Source organism: Sphingomonas sp. (assembly GCF_017304615.1).
Classification (GTDB): Bacteria; Pseudomonadota; Alphaproteobacteria; order Sphingomonadales; family Sphingomonadaceae; genus Sphingomonas.
In genome coordinates this window covers 890,473-906,464 of sequence record NZ_JAFKLZ010000001.1, presented here as the reverse complement: position 1 = coordinate 906,464, position 15,992 = coordinate 890,473, and the positions used below count along the sequence as shown (strand labels likewise).

Here is a 15,992-nt window from a genome sequence, read left to right as displayed (position 1 = left end):
AACTAGCCCTAATGCGCCAGAACTCAGCGCCGCCTCCCTATCCGAACCGAAGTCGGATCAGCGGTAGCACACCTTCTTCACTGTACTCACCACCTTGTCGGCGGAAATCAGCGCAAGTTTCTCCAGGTTCGCCGCATAAGGCAGCGGCACGTCCTCATCGGTGACGCGCAGAACCGGGGCGTCGAGGTCGTCGAACCCCTCCTCCATCACGAACGCCGCGACTTCGGACGCGATCGAGCAGGTCGGCCAGCCTTCCTCCGCGACAACCAGGCGGTTGGTCTTGGCGAGTGACTTAAGCACCGTCGTCTTGTCGAGCGGGCGGAGCGTGCGCAGGTCGATGACCTCGGCTTCGATCCCCTCCTTCGCCAGCTCGTCCGCCGCTTCCAGGCTGACGCCGACGCCGATCGAATAGCTGACGATCGTCACGTCCTTGCCCTCGCGCATGATCCGCGCCTTGCCGATCGGCAGGACGTAATCGTCGAGCGCCGGCACGTCGAAGCTGCGGCCGTAGAGCAGTTCGTTTTCGAGGAAGACGACCGGGTCCTGGCTGCGGATCGCGGCCTTCAACAGGCCCTTGGCATCCGCCGCATCGTAGGGCGCGATCACGATCAGGCCGGGGACACTGGCATACCACGGCCCGTAATTCTGCGAATGCTGCGCACCGACGCGGCTCGCGGCGCCGTTGGGACCACGGAACACGATCGGGCAGCGCATCTGGCCACCGGACATGTAATTGGTCTTGGCCGCCGAATTGATGATGTGATCGATCGCCTGCATTGCGAAGTTGAACGTCATGAACTCGATGATCGGTCGCGCACCGCCCATCGCCGCGCCGGTGCCGACCCCGGCGAAACCATATTCGGTGATCGGCGTGTCGATTACGCGCTTGTCGCCGAATTCGTCGAGCAGGCCCTGCGTGACCTTGTACGCGCCCTGATATTGCGCGACTTCCTCGCCCATGACGAAGACGCGCGGGTCCTTGCGCATCTCCTCGGCCATGGCATCGCGCAGAGCCTCGCGGACGGTCGTCTTGACCATCTCCGTGCCCGTCGGGATCGCGGGGTCGACGACCTCGGCGTCGCGCTTGGCCGCTTCGAACATCTGCCGCGCACCGGTCTCGACCTTGTGCGGTTCGGGCGCGCCGCTCTCTGCCGCCTGTTCCTTGACCTCAGGCTCCTCGGCTTTCTCGACCTTGGCAGGCGCCGACGCAGCGGCATCCTCACCCTCAGCCGCGAGCAACGCGATAACCGCGCCGACCTTCACGTTGTCGGTGCCTTCCGGCACGACGATCTGCGCGATCGTGCCTTCGTCGACAGCTTCGAATTCCATCGTCGCTTTGTCGGTCTCGATCTCGGCCATGATGTCGCCGGACTTGACGGTATCGCCTTCCTTGACGAGCCACTTGGCGAGCGTGCCTTCTTCCATCGTGGGCGACAGCGCCGGCATCTTGATCTCGATCGGCATCAGTACGACTCCACCAGCACGTCGGTATACAGCTCACCGGGTTCCGGCTCGGGCGTCTGCTCGGCGAAGTCCGCCGCTTCGTTGACCTGCTTCCGGATTTCGGCCTCGACGGCTTTCAACTCGTCCTCCTTGACGCCCATTTCCTCGAGCAGCTTCTTCGCATGGTCGATCGGATCGGACTTTTCGCGCACCGCCTGGACTTCGTCACGGCTGCGATACTTGGCCGGGTCGGACATCGAATGGCCGCGATAGCGATAGGTCTTCATCTCCAGGATGATCGGACCCTTGCCCGCCCGGACCCAAGCCAACGCTTCCTCGGCGGCACCACGACACGCCAGCACGTCCATGCCATCGACCTGGATGCCCGGAATGCGGAAGGATTCGCCGCGGCGGTAGAGCTGATCCTCCGACGACGCGCGATTCACGCTGGTGCCCATCGCGTACTGGTTATTCTCGATCACATAGACGATCGGCAGCTTCCACAGCTCCGCCATATTGAACGATTCGTACACCTGGCCCTGGTTCGCCGCACCATCGCCGAAATACGCGAGGCAGACGCCGCCATCCTCGCTGTACTTGTGATTGAATGCCAGACCGGTGCCGAGCGACACCTGCGCGCCGACGATGCCGTGGCCGCCATAGAACTTCTTCTCGGTCGAGAACATGTGCATCGACCCGCCCTTGCCCTTCGAAATGCCAGCGGCGCGCCCGGTCAATTCGGCCATAATGACCTTGGGATCGATGCCATAGGCGAGCATGTGGCCATGGTCGCGATAGCCGGTGATCACCGAATCCTTCTCGCCGTCGAGCGCAGACTGCAATCCGACAGCGACCGCCTCTTGCCCGATATACAGGTGGCAAAAGCCGCCGATGAATCCCAAGCCGTAGAGCTGCCCGGCCTTTTCCTCGAACCGGCGGATCAGCAGCATCTGCTTGTAGAAATCGAGCAGTTCGGCCTTCGACGCCTTGTATGGCTGTGGCTCGTCCGGGCGTTCCCGGTTGGGCGTGGCGGGCGGTGCGGACGGCTTTTTGGCGGCTGGCTTGGCCAAGGCGAAACCTCGTTTCCTTGGGGAGGAGAAAGCCGGCGCTATAGGCTGGTTGCGCGCCGGGTTTCAATCGTGCGCTGCGGCATAGCTGATCAATTCGCCCGTGAAGCTTTGCCATGGTTGCCCAAGGGGGCGTCCGCCGCCTAAGGCCACGGACAATGCTTCCTGCCGACCATCCCCTGAGGATCGCCAATTTCCGGGCCTATTGGCTGTCGCGTTTCCTCGGCACGATCGCGGTCAGCGCACAAGGTATGGTGATCGGCTGGCAAGTCTATGGCCTTGCCCGCGAGACCATGGACATCAAGCAGGCTGCGTTCATGCTCGGCATGATCGGGCTGGTGCAGTTCGTGCCGCTGTTCGTGCTGACTCCAGTTGTCGGCCTAGCGGCGGACACGTTCGACCGCCGTTGGATCGTGCGCATCACGACAACCGTACTCGTCGCAAACGCGGCATTGCTCGGACTGCTGACCAGCGCGGGTGCGTTGAGCCTGCCGGTGCTATTCGCCGCCGCCTCGGTGGTCGGTGTGGTGCGTGCGTTCTCCGGTCCGGCGTATGGCGCGTTGGCCCCTAATCTGGTCCCGCGCGAAAGCTTGCCGACGGCGATCGCGGTGTCGTCGATCGCGTGGCAGACCGGAACGATCGCCGGCCCGAGCCTCGGCGGCGTGCTCTACGCGCTTCATCCCGATCTAGCCTATGGCGCGATCGCCGGGATGCTAATGGTCGCGCTGGGCACGATCTTCCTGATCGGCAAGGTGCCGCAGCCGCCCGCTGAGAAGGACCGCCATCCGCTGCAACGGATCCTGGATGGGTTCGCGTATGTGCGTGACAATCGGCTGGTGCTCGCGGCGATCACGCTCGACCTGTTCGTGGTGCTGCTCGCCGGTGCGGTCGCTCTGCTTCCCGTGTACGCGCGTGACATCCTGCACGTCGGGGCTAGCGGGCTCGGGCTGCTCGCCGCCGGGATGGGCATCGGCGCGTCGGCGGGGTCGATCTGGTTTTCGATTCGCCCGCTGAAGTCGAACGTCGGCGTCAAGATGCTGGTCGCCGTTATCGTTTTCGCCATCGCGATCCTGACCTTCGGTTTTTCGACCTGGTTTCCGCTGAGCGTGGCCGCCTTGGTCGTCGCCGGAGCTGCGGACATGGTGTCGGTCTATGTCCGATCCTCGCTGATCCAGTTGCACACGCCAGATTCGATGCGCGGCCGCGTCGGCGCAGTCAGCCAGCTGACCATTTCCGCCTCCAACGAACTAGGCGAAGCGGAAACCGGGCTGATGGCATCGCTGTTGGGCCCGGTCGGCGCGGTAGCGTTCGGGGGAATCGCGGCGATCGTCATTACGCTCGTCTGGTCTCGGCTGTTTCCGGAACTCAGGCTTGCAAAGACATTCGACCCGCCCGAAATGGTCGATCTCACGCCGGACAAGGGAGTCACGCAGCCATGAAGGCCAACACTATCCTGGAAACGATCGGCAACACCCCGCACGTTCGCGTGTCGAAGCTGTTCCCCGACGCTGAGGTGTGGATCAAGTCCGAACGATCGAACCCCGGCGGATCGATCAAGGACCGCATCGCGTTGGCAATGGTCGAAGCGGCGGAGCGCGACGGCAAGCTGAAACCCGGCGGCACGATCATCGAACCGACCAGCGGCAATACCGGCGTCGGGCTGGCGATGGTCGCCGCGGTCAAGGGTTACAAGCTGATCCTCGTCATGCCCGAAAGCATGTCGATCGAGCGTCGCCGGCTGATGCTAGCTTACGGCGCGACGTTCGACCTTACCCCGCGCGAAAAGGGCATGAAGGGCGCTATCGAGCGCGCCCTCGAACTGATCGAGGCGACGCCGGGCTCGTGGATGCCGCAACAGTTTGAAAATCCCGCGAACATCGAGGTGCATCACCGTATAACAGCTCAGGAAATTCTCGCCGACTTCGCCGACTCGCCGATCGACGTGCTGATCACCGGGGTCGGGACTGGCGGACATATCACGGGCGTCGCTGAGACGCTGAAGAAGGCCTGGCCGAACCTGAAGGTGTTCGCGGTGGAGCCCGAACTGTCGCCGGTCATTTCCGGAGGTCAGCCCGGCCCCCACCCAATCCAGGGCATCGGCGCGGGTTTCATCCCGGCAAACCTCCACACCCAGGCCCTGGACGGCGTGATCAAGGTCGACGCGGCAGTCGCCAAGGACATGGCGCGCCGTTCGGCTACCGAGGAAGGAATGCTGGTCGGCATCAGTTCGGGCGCGACGCTGGCTGCGATCGCGCAGAAATTGCCCGAGCTGCCCGCCGGCAGTCGCGTGCTTGGGTTCAACTACGACACCGGCGAACGCTATCTGTCGGTGCCAGACTTCCTGCCGGAAAGCTGATTCGCTAGCGGAACGATCGCGACGTTCGGGAGTTTTGGGATCGCTCGACGATTGCGCTAAAGCCGTGCGCGCGTTCCGGCGCATCCCCAGACGGGCTGATCCTTGACCGATTCTACCACCTCTACTCCATTTGTCCTGCGCGCGATTCTCGCGGTGCTGGCGCTCGTGGTCGTGGCGGGGCCGTTGCTAGTGGTCCGTTTTGCGCCGCATGTCCGTCCCGTGCCGCGTGTGAAGCTCGCGGAACGGGTCGTGCCGAAGACCGAGTTGCCCCCGGTCGAACCGGTCGAATTACAAGCTGTCGCACCGGAAGACGCAAAGGCGTTCAACGACGCCGTGCCTTTTGTCACCGGACCGAACCCGCCCGCGCGGCCGTTCGTCTTTTCGGGCGACGCCAATGCGCGGGCCCGGGCGATCGATTGCCTTGCGGTCGGCGTGCTCTACGAAGCGGGCGATGATACCGAGGGCGAACGCGCGGTGGCGCAGGTCGTGCTCAACCGAGTCCGCCACCCTGCCTTTCCGAAGTCGGTGTGCGGCGTGATCTTCCAGGGATCCGAACGCTCGACCGGGTGCCAGTTCTCGTTCGCGTGCGACGGCGCGATGAGCCGCTGGCGACCCAGCCCCGCGGCCTGGACGCGCGCACGCGCCGTGGCGGCGGCGGCGCTCAACGGATCGGTTTACGCCAAGGTCGGCCTGTCGACGCACTACCACACCGACTGGGTCGTACCGTACTGGAGCGCGAGCCTCGACAAGGTGACGGCGGTCAATACACACCTGTTCTTCCGCTGGACCGGATGGTGGGGCACCCCTGCCGCGTTCCTGCGTATCGTATCGGGTTTCGAACCGGGCATTGCCGCGCTCGAAGGCTTTTCGGCGGCGCATGGTGGAGCTGCGCTGGCGACGGCGGAGGTCAACCCGGCTGAGATCGATACCGCGACGCTGAACGACGGCGCTGGCGGTCCCGGCGCGACCTCGATCGATCCCAACAGCTTCCTCGTCACGCTCGATCCGCGCGCGGGAGCGGATTCGTTCCCGCAAGTCGCCACCAAGGCATGCGGCACGCGCGATTATTGCAAGCTTATGGCGTGGACCGACAAGGCCAAGACGCCCAAGGCGCTGCCGCTCGGCCAGGGACAGATCGCGACGATGGCGTTCAGCTATCTGCGCGACAAGGCGCGCGGCTATGAAAAGGCGCTGTGGAATTGCGCCGAATTCAAGCGCGCGACCAAGGGCGAATGCATGAAGCTGCAAGTGTTGGGCACCGCAACGGCGAGCCTGGGGCCGTCCCCCGCGAAGCCGGCGACGAACGCCCAGACTACATCCGCCGCCGCGTCGACCTCGGCCAGTTTCACGCTCAAGCCGGTCGCCGCCGACGGACTGGAAGGCGTGCGGCGCAAGGAACCGGCGCCTAGACCCGTTGCGACGCCAACGCCCGCCAAGCCCTAAGCCGCCGCGAACATCTCCGGCAGGAGAGCCATCACCGTCTCCGCCCCGCCCTCGATCTTACGGCGAAGCGCGCCGGCATCGGGCATGATCCGCTCGGCGAAATAGCGCGCCGTGGTCAGCTTGGCGTCGAGGAACGCGGCATCGCCCTCGCCCGCCGCCTTCAACCGCGCCGCCGCTTCGGCCATGCGCAGCCACATCAGCCCGACCGCGACGATGCCCATCAGGTGCATGTAGCTATGCGCGCCCGCGCCGACATTGTTCGGATTGGTCATGCCGTTCGCCATGAACCACATCGTCGCCGCCTGAAGCTCGCCATTGGCCTTTTCGAGCGCCGTAGCGAACGCCGCAGTCGCCTCGTTCTGCTTCGCCGCGGCGACTTCTTCCGCCACCACCTTGAACAGCAATTGCACAGCGCGGCCACCATTTTGCGCCAGCTTGCGCCCGACCAGGTCCATCGCCTGCACGCCGTTGGTGCCTTCGTAGATCATCGCGATCCGGGCATCGCGGACGTACTGCTCCATGCCCCATTCGGCGATGTAGCCGTGCCCACCATAGACCTGCTGCGCCTCGGTCGCGATCTCGTAGCCCTTGTCGGTGCCGTAGCCCTTGATCACCGGGGTCAGCAGCCCGACTAGGTCGGCGGCATGCTCGCGCTCTTCTTCGGTCGCCGCGGCATGTTCAAGATCGACCTGCAGCGCGCCCCACAGGCAGAGCGCGCGCAGCCCCTCGGTCAGCGCCTTGGCGTTCATCAGCATCCGCCGCACGTCGGGGTGGACGAACAGCGTGTCGGCCTTCTCCTGCGGGTCCTGCGCCCCGGTTAGCGCGCGGCCCTGGCGTCTATCATGGGCATATTGCACGGCGTTCTGGAACGCCGTCTCCGCAACCGCCAAACCCTGCAGCCCGACGCCGAGCCGCGCGGCGTTCATCATGATGAACATCGCGGCGAGGCCCTTCATTTCCTCGCCGACCAGCCAGCCCTTCGCGCCGTCATAGTTCATCACACAGGTCGCGTTGCCGTGGATGCCCATCTTGTGCTCGATCGAGCCGCACTGGACCGCGTTGCGCTCGCCGAGCGACCCGTCCGCGTTGACCAGGATTTTCGGCACCACGAACAGCGAAATTCCCTTTGAACTGTCGGGCGCGCCCGGCGTCTTCGCCAGTACGAGGTGGATGATGTTGCTCGTCAGGTCGTGCTCGCCCGCCGAAATGAAGATCTTGGTGCCGGTGATCGCGTAGGAGCCGTCCGCCTGCGGCTCGGCCTTGGTGCGGATCAGGCCGAGATCAGTGCCGCACTGCGGCTCGGTCAGGTTCATGGTGCCGCCCCACTCGCCCGACACCATCTTGGGGACATACATTTGCTGCTGCTCCGGGGAGCCCTTCACCAGCAGCGAGGCGATCGCGCCGTGCGTCAGCCCCGGATACATCGCGAACGCCATGTTCGAGGAGATCATATATTCCTGGAACGCGGTCGAGATGACGTGCGGCATCTCCTGCCCGCCGAACGCAGCGGGCGCGCTCAGCGTGCCCCAGCCCGATTCGACGAACTTGGCATAGGCTTCCTTGAACCCCGCGGGCGTCGTCACGCTGCCATCGTCGTGGCGCGTGCAACCCTCCTGGTCGCCCGAGTGATTGAGCGGGAACAGCACTTCGGCAACGAACTTGCCGCCTTCCTCCAGCACCGCATCGACCGTGTCGGGCGTGGCGTTTGCGAAACCGGGCAGGTTGGCGTAGCGCTCGAGGCCGAGCACATGATCGAGCACGAAGCGCGTGTCGCGCACCGGGGGGGTATATTGGGGCATCCTCAGTCCTTGTCGTTGTCGCGTGCGGTTTCGAGCAGCGCGGTAAATTCGGTCAGTTCGGCGATGGCGGCGTCAATGTCGTGCTTTTGCGCCATCAATGCGTCGATCTTGCTATGGCAGCGGTCGATCGTACGCTGGCGCTGCGTGCGGCGACCGTCCCCGATGTCGTAAAGGTCGATCAGCTCGCGAATGTCGGTTAGCGAGAAACCGACTCGCTTGCCGCGAAGTATCCACGCGAGCCTGGCGCGATCGCGGTGCGAATAGATGCGCTGCGTCCCGCGGCGCTCGGGTGCGATCAGCCCTTCATCCTCGTAGAAACGCAACGCCCGGGCGGTGACGCCGAATTCCGCCGACAGATCGGAGATCGAGAAATCCTCCCGGTCGGCGAGCGGCTCGATGGCGGCGTTGGACGGCACCCAGGGCATAGCGAGCAGTTACGCTTGCCTTACGTTTACGTCAACCTCACTTGCCGACGTCGCAGAGCATCCTGCCGCGCCCGTCGCGCAGCGCCGCGGCCTCCGATGGCGAATCACTCAACCGTTCAACATTGAGCCCAGCCAGGGAAGCCCGACGCGAGCATGCCTTCTGGCACGCATCGGGCAAGGCGCCCGGGACCGCGATGCGGTCGCCATCGAACTTCGCCTCAAAACTACATCCCGGCGCGCTTGTCAGGTCGACGCGCAGCGTCTCGCCACTCCGCGTCGCCTCGCCCGATCCGCTGCAGAAGTAATCGTTGCCGTAATCGACATAGACGCCGATCCGGAACGCCGTCGCGCTGGGCACGACGCAAATCTTGTCGCGATCGCGCGAATATAGCCCGGTCGGGTCGGTATTGGCGGGGTCGGAAATTACCCCCGCCTCGATCGCGGCAGCTTCTAGGCTTGATTGCGGCGGTCGGGCGTCGGGATTTGATTGGCTAGAGCAAGCTGTGAGAAGGCCCGCCAATAATAGCGCACTCCCCAGGCGGAAGAAGCGGGATGGGAAGGTCAATCCACCCGCTCCAGCCCTTCACCCTCGACCCGCCGATAGAAACACGACCGCTCGCCCGTATGGCATGCCGGACCCGCCGCATCGACGATCAGCCATACCGCATCCTGATCGCAATCCATCCGAACTTCGCGCACGCGCATCGTGTTGCCCGACGTCGCGCCCTTGCGCCACAATTCGCCGCGGCTGCGCGACCAGAACACCGCCTCGCCGCTGTCGATCGTCGCTCGCAATGCTTCGGCGTTCATATGTGCGACCATCAGCACTTCGCCCGAATCGCCATCGGTGACGACGGCCGTCACTAGCCCGTTGGCATCCCATTTGGGGTCGAGCGTCAGCCCGGTATCGCGCGAGTCGGTCATGCTTCGTATCCCTAGCCGCCCAAGCGCCTCCGACAAAATGCGCGCGGAAATGATGACAAACACGCGACAAATGAGATCGCCGTCACTATATGGCCGAGCGCCCACCGCATCCGGACCCGACATGCTGACGACCAATCCGTTCGAGGACGACAAGCTCCGCGAGGAATGCGGTATATTCGGCGTGTCCGGCGCGGACGGCGCGTCGGCGCTGGTCGCCCTCGGCCTCCACGCGCTTCAGCATCGCGGGCAGGAAGCCGCCGGCATCACCAGCTGGGACGGCTCACACTTCCACAGCCACCGTGCGATGGGCCACGTCGCCGGCAATTTCGACCGCGAGGAAGTGATGGGCGCGCTCCGCGGTGACGTGGCGTGCGGGCATGTGCGCTATTCGACCACCGGCGAGACGGCTTTACGCAACGTCCAGCCGCTCTACGCCGACCTCGCAACCGGCGGTTTCGCGGTCGCTCATAACGGCAATATCTCGAATGCGATGTTCCTGCGCGAGGATCTCGTCGCGCGCGGCGCGATCTTCCAGTCGACCAGCGATACCGAAGTGATCCTCCATCTCGTCGCGACCAGTTCCTACCGCGACCCGCTCGACAAGTTCATCGACGCGCTACGCCGGGTTGAGGGCGCCTATTCGCTGATCGTCATGACCCCGCAGGCTATGATCGCGTGCCGCGACCCGCTCGGCATTCGCCCGCTGGTGATGGGGCGGCTCGACGGCGCCTATATCTTCGCGTCCGAAACGGTCGCACTCGACGTCGTCGGGGCCGAGTATGTCCGCTCGATCGATCCCGGCGAATTGGTGATCGTCGAGGACGGCAAGCTGCGGTCGCTGCGCCCGTTCGGCAATAACGCGCCGCGACCCTGCATCTTCGAATGGGTCTATTTCTCCCGCCCCGATTCGATTGCGGGCGACCAATCGGTCTATTCGGTACGCAAAGCGATCGGCGCTCAACTTGCGATCGAATCGCCGGTCGAGGCCGACCTGGTGATCCCCGTCCCCGATTCAGGCGTCCCTGCAGCGATCGGTTACGCCCAGCAATCGGGCATTCCGTTCGAACTCGGCATCATCCGCTCACACTATGTGGGGCGCACCTTCATCCAGCCGGGCGATCAGATCCGTCGGCTCGGAGTCAAGCTCAAGCACAACGCCAACCGTGCGCTGATCGAGGGCAAGTCGATCATCCTCGTCGATGATTCGATCGTGCGCGGCACCACCAGTCTGAAGATCGTCGAGATGATGCGCGAGGCCGGCGCCCGCGAAGTCCATATGCGCATCGCCAGCCCGCCGACGACGAACTCCTGCTTCTACGGCGTCGATACGCCCGAGCGCGAAAAGCTGCTCGCGTCGCGTTTCAGCGTCGAGGGGATGACCGACTTCATCCACGCCGACAGCCTGGCCTTCGTCAGCATCGACGGCCTCTACAAGGCGCTCGGCGAGGCCGGGCGCAACGACATGAGTCCGCGTTACTGCGACGCCTGTTTCACCGGTGACTACCCCACCCGCCTGACCGATCACGACGCGATCGACCAACTGGCCCTCCACGAAGCCGCGGAATAATCATGAAATTTGCAGGACAACTCGCGCTGATGACCGGCGCGAGCCGCGGCATTGGCGCCGCCACCGCCAAGGCGCTCGCCGCAGAGGGCGCACACGTCATCCTGACCGCGCGCACCGCTGGTGCATTGGAGGAGGTCGAGGAGGCGATCCACGCCGCCGGCGGCACCGCGACGATCGCGCCGCTCGACCTGGCCGAAAGCGACAGCATCGCGCGCCTGGCGACCGCGGTGAGCGAGCGCTGGGGCGCGCTCGACATCCTCGTGCTTAACGCCGCGACGCTCGGCTCGCTGTCGGCGGTCCCCGCGATCGACCCCGGCGAGTTCGCGCGGGTGATGACGCTCAACGTGTCGGCGCAGGCCGCGCTGATCGCGGCGTTCGACCCCGCCTTGCGCAAGTCGCAGCATGCCCGAGTCATCGCGCTGACCTCCAGCGTCGGTCGCGAGCCGCGCGCCTATTGGGGCGCATACGGCGCGTCGAAGGCGGCGATGGAAACGCTCGTTCTCGCCTACGGCGAGGAAGTCGAAGCCGTCAGCAATATCCGCGTCGCCGTGATCGATCCCGGCGCGACCCGCACCAAGATGCGCGAACGCGCCTATCCGGGCGAGGACCCAACGAAGGTCAAGCCGCCCGAGGATGTTGCCGCGCGGATCGTCGAGTTGATCGCCGGCGATTTCGAAAGCGGGCATTTCGAGCGAGTCGGCTGACCCAACGTGCTCCCGCGCAAGCAGGAGCACGCGCAGCTAGATCAACGCGCGGTCGCCCCCTCAAGCTTCACCCACAACGCATTGCGTTTGGACGACAATTCCTTGCCGGTCGCGGTAGGCCAGGCGCTCGATATCGCAATCACCAGCTTCTTCGCCGGATCGATCATGATGCTCTGCCCGAAAATACCGATCGCCGCATAACGCCCGCCCGGCAGCACCCACCATTGATAGCCATAGCCTGACCGGTCCCCCAGCTCGGCCGAGACCGGGACCTGGTTGGTCGTCGCGGCGGCGAACCAGCCGTCGGGCACCACGCCCTTGCCGCCGCCAAGCGCGAACATTCCCATCCGGGCATAATCGCGCAAGCTCACCGACAGGCAGCAGCCGCTGACTTCATGCCCCGCCGGATTGACCATCCAGAACGCGTCGCGTTCCATCCCCCACGGCTTCCACACTTTCTCGCTGAGGTAATCGGCCAGCGTCTTCTTCGTCGCGCGTTCGACCAGCACGCCGATCAGGTTGGTCTCGCCGGTCTTGTAGACCCATTTGCTGCCCGGCGCCGTCTCGCGCGGCAGCTTCTTCATGAACCAGACGGTCGGGTCCTGTCCCGCGGGCACTTCCTCGCTGAACATCCGCGCGACGTCCGACTTGGGGTCGGTATAATCCTCGTTCCATTTCACGCCCGAGGTCATCGTCAGTAGCTGGCGCACGGTCACGCCGTCATAGCCGCCCCCAGCGAGGTCCGGGATGTATTTGGTCACGGGATCATCGATCGACTTGATGTAACCGTCGCGGATCGCCGCGCCGACCAGGGTCGAAGTGAACGACTTGGCGACCGAAAAGCTGGTGTAGCGCCCCTCCGCTCCGTACCCGCGCGCATAGCGTTCGAGCCGGACCTTGCCGTCCTGAACGACGATCATCCCCGAGATGTTGAGTTCGGTCATCGCGGTCTCGATCTCGCCCGCCGGAATCGCGAGCGGTTTGCCCGCGGGGAGCGGCCGCACCTTGCCGCCCGCCTTCACGACATGGCCGGGGAACAGCTTCTCCATCGCGGGAAAGTTCTGATCGCGCTGCTGCTGGTTCCAGAACAGGACCTCCGCCCCGACTTGACGCAGCTTCGCCGCATTGTCGGGCGCGATCATCACCGTTTGCGCCGCCGCCGCGCCCGCCAGCATCAGCGCCACCGCCAGAATTGCTCGTTTCATCATCCCTCCTTGACCAGGGTCACTTGCGCGACATCGATCGCGCCGCCCCTGAAACCGCCCTCACAATACATCAGATAATAGCGCCACAGGCCGACAAAGCGGCGGTCGAACCGCGCGGGCAATCGTCCAGCAGCCACCATCGCGTCGAACATTTCGCGCCACCGCCGCAGCGTCTCGGCATAATCGAGCCCGAACGCGTGCCGGTCCCACCAGGCCAGCCCGTGCCGCTCGGCAATCGCGCGGAACCGGCTTTCCGACAGCAACATCCCCCCCGGAAACACGTAGCGCTGGATGAAATCGACGTTGCGCGCGTAGTCTTCGTATATCGCATCATCGATCGCAATATACTGGACCGCGGCGCGCCCGCCGGGTTTCAGCGCGCGCCCGATCGCGGACAGATAGTCGTCCCAATATTCCGCCCCGACCGCCTCGACCATCTCGATGCTGGCAATGCCGTCGAACGTGCCGACGACGTCGCGATAGTCGGTCAGCGCGATGTCGCCCGCCAGCCCCTGCCGCGCCAGCCGGTCCTCGGCATAGGCCTTCTGCTCGTGCGACAGCGTGATGCCGTGGACGCTTGCCCCGGCGCGCGCCGCGGTCTCGGCGAACGATCCCCAGCCGCAACCGATCTCGAGGATGCGGTCGCCCGGTCCGCAGCCGGTACGCTCCAGGATCGCCAGCAGCTTGTTGCGCTGGGCGTCCTCGAGCGACTGGTCGGGCGCCGCGAACAGCGCGCTTGAATAGGTCATGCTCGGGTCGAGCCACAGCTCGTAGAATTCGTTGCCGAGGTCGTAATGCTCGACGATGTTGCGCCGCGCGCCCGCCCGGTCATTCCGCCGCGCGCGATGCCATTGCCGCCGCACCCATCTTCCCAGCCCCTGCGCCCGCGCCGCTCGCGCCAGCGTATGGCGATTGAGCGTGAACAACTCGAACAAGGCGACCGGATCGGGGCTTTCCCATTCGCCCGCCGCCCATGCCTCATACCAGCCCGCCGACCCTCCGGTCGCCAGCCGCGACAAAGCACGCCAGGAGTGAATAATAACGATCGCCTCCGGCCCCGCCGCACGGCCGCCGAGCCGACGTGGCACATCACCCGGCAAGGATAGGGCGATCGCCCCCGCCGCGATCCCGCGATCGATCCGCGCGAGTACCCGGGCGCCGATCCACGCTAGCGGCCCGCTCTGCCCACGCCCCCTCCCATTCCGCACCGGCGCATCCATCGCGCGATCCATGAACCAGCGACGCACCGCCGCCAAGCGATTCTGCGATGGTCAGCGCACCTTGCGACCCGCGGCCAGCGCACGCTCGCGCGCTTCGCGATGGCCGATGATCTTGCCGGGATAACCGTTGGGTCGATCCGCCGGGTCATGGATCGCCTCGTCGGCCAAGTCGCGCAGTTCCGGCACCCATTCGCGAATATAGCCGGCGGCATCGAACTTCTCCGACTGGAGCAGCGGCGCCATGATCCGCCCCCACATGTTCGCGTCGATTCCGGTGCCCGCCACCCATTGCCAATTGACGCTGTTATTGCCGTAATCGGCATCGACCAACGTGTCCCAGAACCAGCGCTCGCCCTCGCGCCAGTCGATCAGCAAGTGCTTGATCAGAAAGCTCGCGGCGATCATCCGAACGCGATTGTGCATCCAGCCGGTCGCCCATAACTGGCGCATTCCAGCATCGACGATCGGGTAGCCGGTGCGGCCCCGTTGCCACGCGCGCAGGTCGGCCTTCGCGTCCGCGCCCGACCGCCAGGGTAGCGCATCGAACTGCTCGCGGCCGTTCCTCGATCCATAGTCGGGCAATTGCAGGATCACGTTCTGCGCATAATCGCGCCATGCGAGCTCGCCGAGGAATGTGCGCGTCGACTCACCCTTGCCCGCCAGCCGATGCCAGACATAGCCGGGCGATACCTCGCCGAAATGGAGATGCGGCGACAGGCGTGAGCTACCCTCGACCGAGGGCAGGTTGCGGCGCTCGCCATAATCCGCGACCTGGTCGACGAAATGCTCGACGCGTTCGCGGGCCCCAGCCTCGCCCGGCGTCCATTCCTCGGCGAATCCGGTTGCCCAGTCGGGCTTGGTCGGCAGCAGATCCCAATCGGCCAGCTTCTCGCTCTTCGGCCATTTGCCGGGCGGCGCAATCTCACGCGGCCGGTTGAGCGGATTCGGCGGCGGCATTACTTCGTTCAATGCGCGCCAGAACGGCGTGTAGATCTTGTAAGGCGCGCCGCTCCCCGTCGTCACCGACCCGGGCGGCGCAAGATAATTGCCGTCGTCGCACTGCAAGTCGAGCCGCTTCGCTACTGCCCGCTCGGCGTTGCGCCACCAGGGTTCGTAATGGCGAACGGCGTGAACCGCGCGCGCGCCAACCTCGTCGGCGACCTTGGCAAGCTCCTCGTCGCATTTCCCCCGCCGCAGGATTAGCCGCGAGCCCTTCTCGCGCAAGTCCTTGTCGAGGCTCGCCAGGCTGTGATGCAGCCACCACTGCGACGCCGCGCCCATCGCGCGATGCTTCGGCGTTTCGTCGTCCAGGACATGGACCGGCACCACCGGTCCGTCTTGCATCGCTGCCGCCAGCGCAGGTTGATCGGCCAGCCGCAAATCCTGCCGTAGCCAGAGAATGACGGGATCGCTCATCAGAGGCGAACGCACACCTCGTTGGGTCGTTCAACGATTTTACTCACCGGGATGTTCAACTTACCGTCAAACCACCTCTTTTCGATGCAGGCCAAGCCTCGCTCGTCGGCCAAGGCTTGGACGAAAACGTTTCGGCGACCGTTGGGAAAAGTCTGTAAAAGCACTAAGACTTTCATTTTTCGTGGAAATTCAGTGTGCTGAACCACGGTCGCAGTAAACCGATCAGGCACAGAAACGCCCGAAATGGCGCGTGCATTGTCAAAATCGCCATCGAACTGGGCATCGATGCAAATATTATCGGGCGGACAATCAACCGACCGCGCGCTGTGCTGCTTAATGGCGCGCGCCGTCACCAAGCTCCATTGGGCCTCGGGAGTGGCTACAGTTGCTGCTCCGCATGCCACGACAAATGTCGGCAAAATG

The 15,992-nt window shown here is 64.8% G+C and carries 15 protein-coding genes; 5 read left to right on the top strand and 10 right to left on the bottom strand.

Annotated features, from left to right (window positions below; all coding sequences use genetic code 11):
* Positions 1-57: 57 nt before the first annotated feature.
* The gene (locus tag J0J06_RS04580) at positions 58-1,464 is read right to left on the bottom strand and encodes a pyruvate dehydrogenase complex E1 component subunit beta (RefSeq protein ID WP_294040156.1); all 1,407 of its coding nucleotides are present in this window, start codon (positions 1,462-1,464) and stop codon (positions 58-60) included.
* Positions 1,464-2,513, bottom strand: coding sequence for a pyruvate dehydrogenase (acetyl-transferring) E1 component subunit alpha (pdhA, locus tag J0J06_RS04575; RefSeq protein WP_294040155.1), 1,050 nt, complete (start codon positions 2,511-2,513; stop codon positions 1,464-1,466). Before pdhA ends, J0J06_RS04580 begins: the two co-directional genes overlap by 1 nt.
* 155 nt (positions 2,514-2,668) lie before the next feature.
* Here pdhA and J0J06_RS04570 point away from each other — a divergent pair, with 155 nt between their 5' ends.
* From J0J06_RS04570 to J0J06_RS04560, 3 genes are all read left to right on the top strand, one after another.
* A complete protein-coding gene (locus tag J0J06_RS04570) occupies positions 2,669-3,949 on the top strand; it encodes an MFS transporter (protein ID WP_294040154.1) in 1,281 nt (426 codons plus the stop codon).
* Positions 3,946-4,866, top strand: a complete 921-nt coding sequence (gene cysK / locus J0J06_RS04565; RefSeq protein WP_294040153.1) for a cysteine synthase A — start codon at positions 3,946-3,948, stop codon at positions 4,864-4,866. Before J0J06_RS04570 ends, cysK begins: the two co-directional genes overlap by 4 nt.
* A gap of 102 nt (positions 4,867-4,968) precedes the next feature.
* On the top strand, positions 4,969-6,309 hold the full coding sequence (locus tag J0J06_RS04560; RefSeq protein ID WP_294040152.1) for a cell wall hydrolase: 1,341 nt from the start codon (positions 4,969-4,971) through the stop codon (positions 6,307-6,309).
* Here J0J06_RS04560 and J0J06_RS04555 read toward each other — a convergent pair.
* From J0J06_RS04555 to hisI, 4 genes are all read right to left on the bottom strand, one after another.
* Positions 6,306-8,108 (bottom strand): acyl-CoA dehydrogenase C-terminal domain-containing protein, encoded by a 1,803-nt coding sequence (locus J0J06_RS04555; RefSeq protein ID WP_294040151.1) that lies wholly within the window; start codon positions 8,106-8,108, stop codon positions 6,306-6,308. The genes J0J06_RS04560 and J0J06_RS04555 overlap by 4 nt on opposite strands.
* A gap of 2 nt (positions 8,109-8,110) precedes the next feature.
* Positions 8,111-8,533, bottom strand: coding sequence for a MerR family DNA-binding transcriptional regulator (locus tag J0J06_RS04550; protein WP_294040150.1), 423 nt, complete (start codon positions 8,531-8,533; stop codon positions 8,111-8,113).
* Positions 8,534-8,570: 37 nt separating this feature from the next.
* Positions 8,571-8,891 carry a hypothetical protein gene (locus J0J06_RS04545; RefSeq protein ID WP_294040149.1) on the bottom strand — a complete coding sequence of 107 codons (321 nt, stop codon included), beginning with the start codon at positions 8,889-8,891 and terminating at the stop codon, positions 8,571-8,573.
* Between the two features lie 203 nt (positions 8,892-9,094).
* Positions 9,095-9,457: a phosphoribosyl-AMP cyclohydrolase gene (gene hisI / locus J0J06_RS04540; protein ID WP_294040148.1), complete on the bottom strand. Its 363-nt coding sequence runs from the start codon at positions 9,455-9,457 to the stop codon at positions 9,095-9,097.
* A gap of 121 nt (positions 9,458-9,578) precedes the next feature.
* Here hisI and purF point away from each other — a divergent pair, with 121 nt between their 5' ends.
* Together purF and J0J06_RS04530 are read left to right on the top strand one after the other, a co-directional pair.
* Positions 9,579-11,024, top strand: a complete 1,446-nt coding sequence (gene purF / locus J0J06_RS04535; protein WP_294040147.1) for an amidophosphoribosyltransferase — start codon at positions 9,579-9,581, stop codon at positions 11,022-11,024.
* A 2-nt stretch (positions 11,025-11,026) separates the two neighbouring features.
* Entirely contained in the window at positions 11,027-11,728 is a 702-nt protein-coding gene (locus tag J0J06_RS04530) for an SDR family NAD(P)-dependent oxidoreductase (protein ID WP_294040146.1), read from the top strand.
* A 41-nt stretch (positions 11,729-11,769) separates the two neighbouring features.
* Here J0J06_RS04530 and J0J06_RS04525 read toward each other — a convergent pair whose 3' ends face one another.
* The 4 genes from J0J06_RS04525 to J0J06_RS04510 are packed head-to-tail and all read right to left on the bottom strand — an operon-like array spanning position 11,770 to position 15,922.
* The gene (locus tag J0J06_RS04525) at positions 11,770-12,933 is read right to left on the bottom strand and encodes a serine hydrolase (RefSeq protein ID WP_294040145.1); all 1,164 of its coding nucleotides are present in this window, start codon (positions 12,931-12,933) and stop codon (positions 11,770-11,772) included.
* On the bottom strand, positions 12,933-14,153 hold the full coding sequence (locus tag J0J06_RS04520; protein ID WP_294040833.1) for a cyclopropane-fatty-acyl-phospholipid synthase family protein: 1,221 nt from the start codon (positions 14,151-14,153) through the stop codon (positions 12,933-12,935). Before J0J06_RS04520 ends, J0J06_RS04525 begins: the two co-directional genes overlap by 1 nt.
* A gap of 51 nt (positions 14,154-14,204) precedes the next feature.
* Entirely contained in the window at positions 14,205-15,569 is a 1,365-nt protein-coding gene (locus tag J0J06_RS04515; protein WP_294040144.1) for a deoxyribodipyrimidine photo-lyase, read from the bottom strand.
* On the bottom strand, positions 15,569-15,922 hold the full coding sequence (locus J0J06_RS04510; RefSeq protein ID WP_294040143.1) for a hypothetical protein: 354 nt from the start codon (positions 15,920-15,922) through the stop codon (positions 15,569-15,571). The genes J0J06_RS04515 and J0J06_RS04510 overlap by 1 nt, the downstream gene beginning before the upstream one ends.
* Positions 15,923-15,992: the final 70 nt, after the last annotated feature.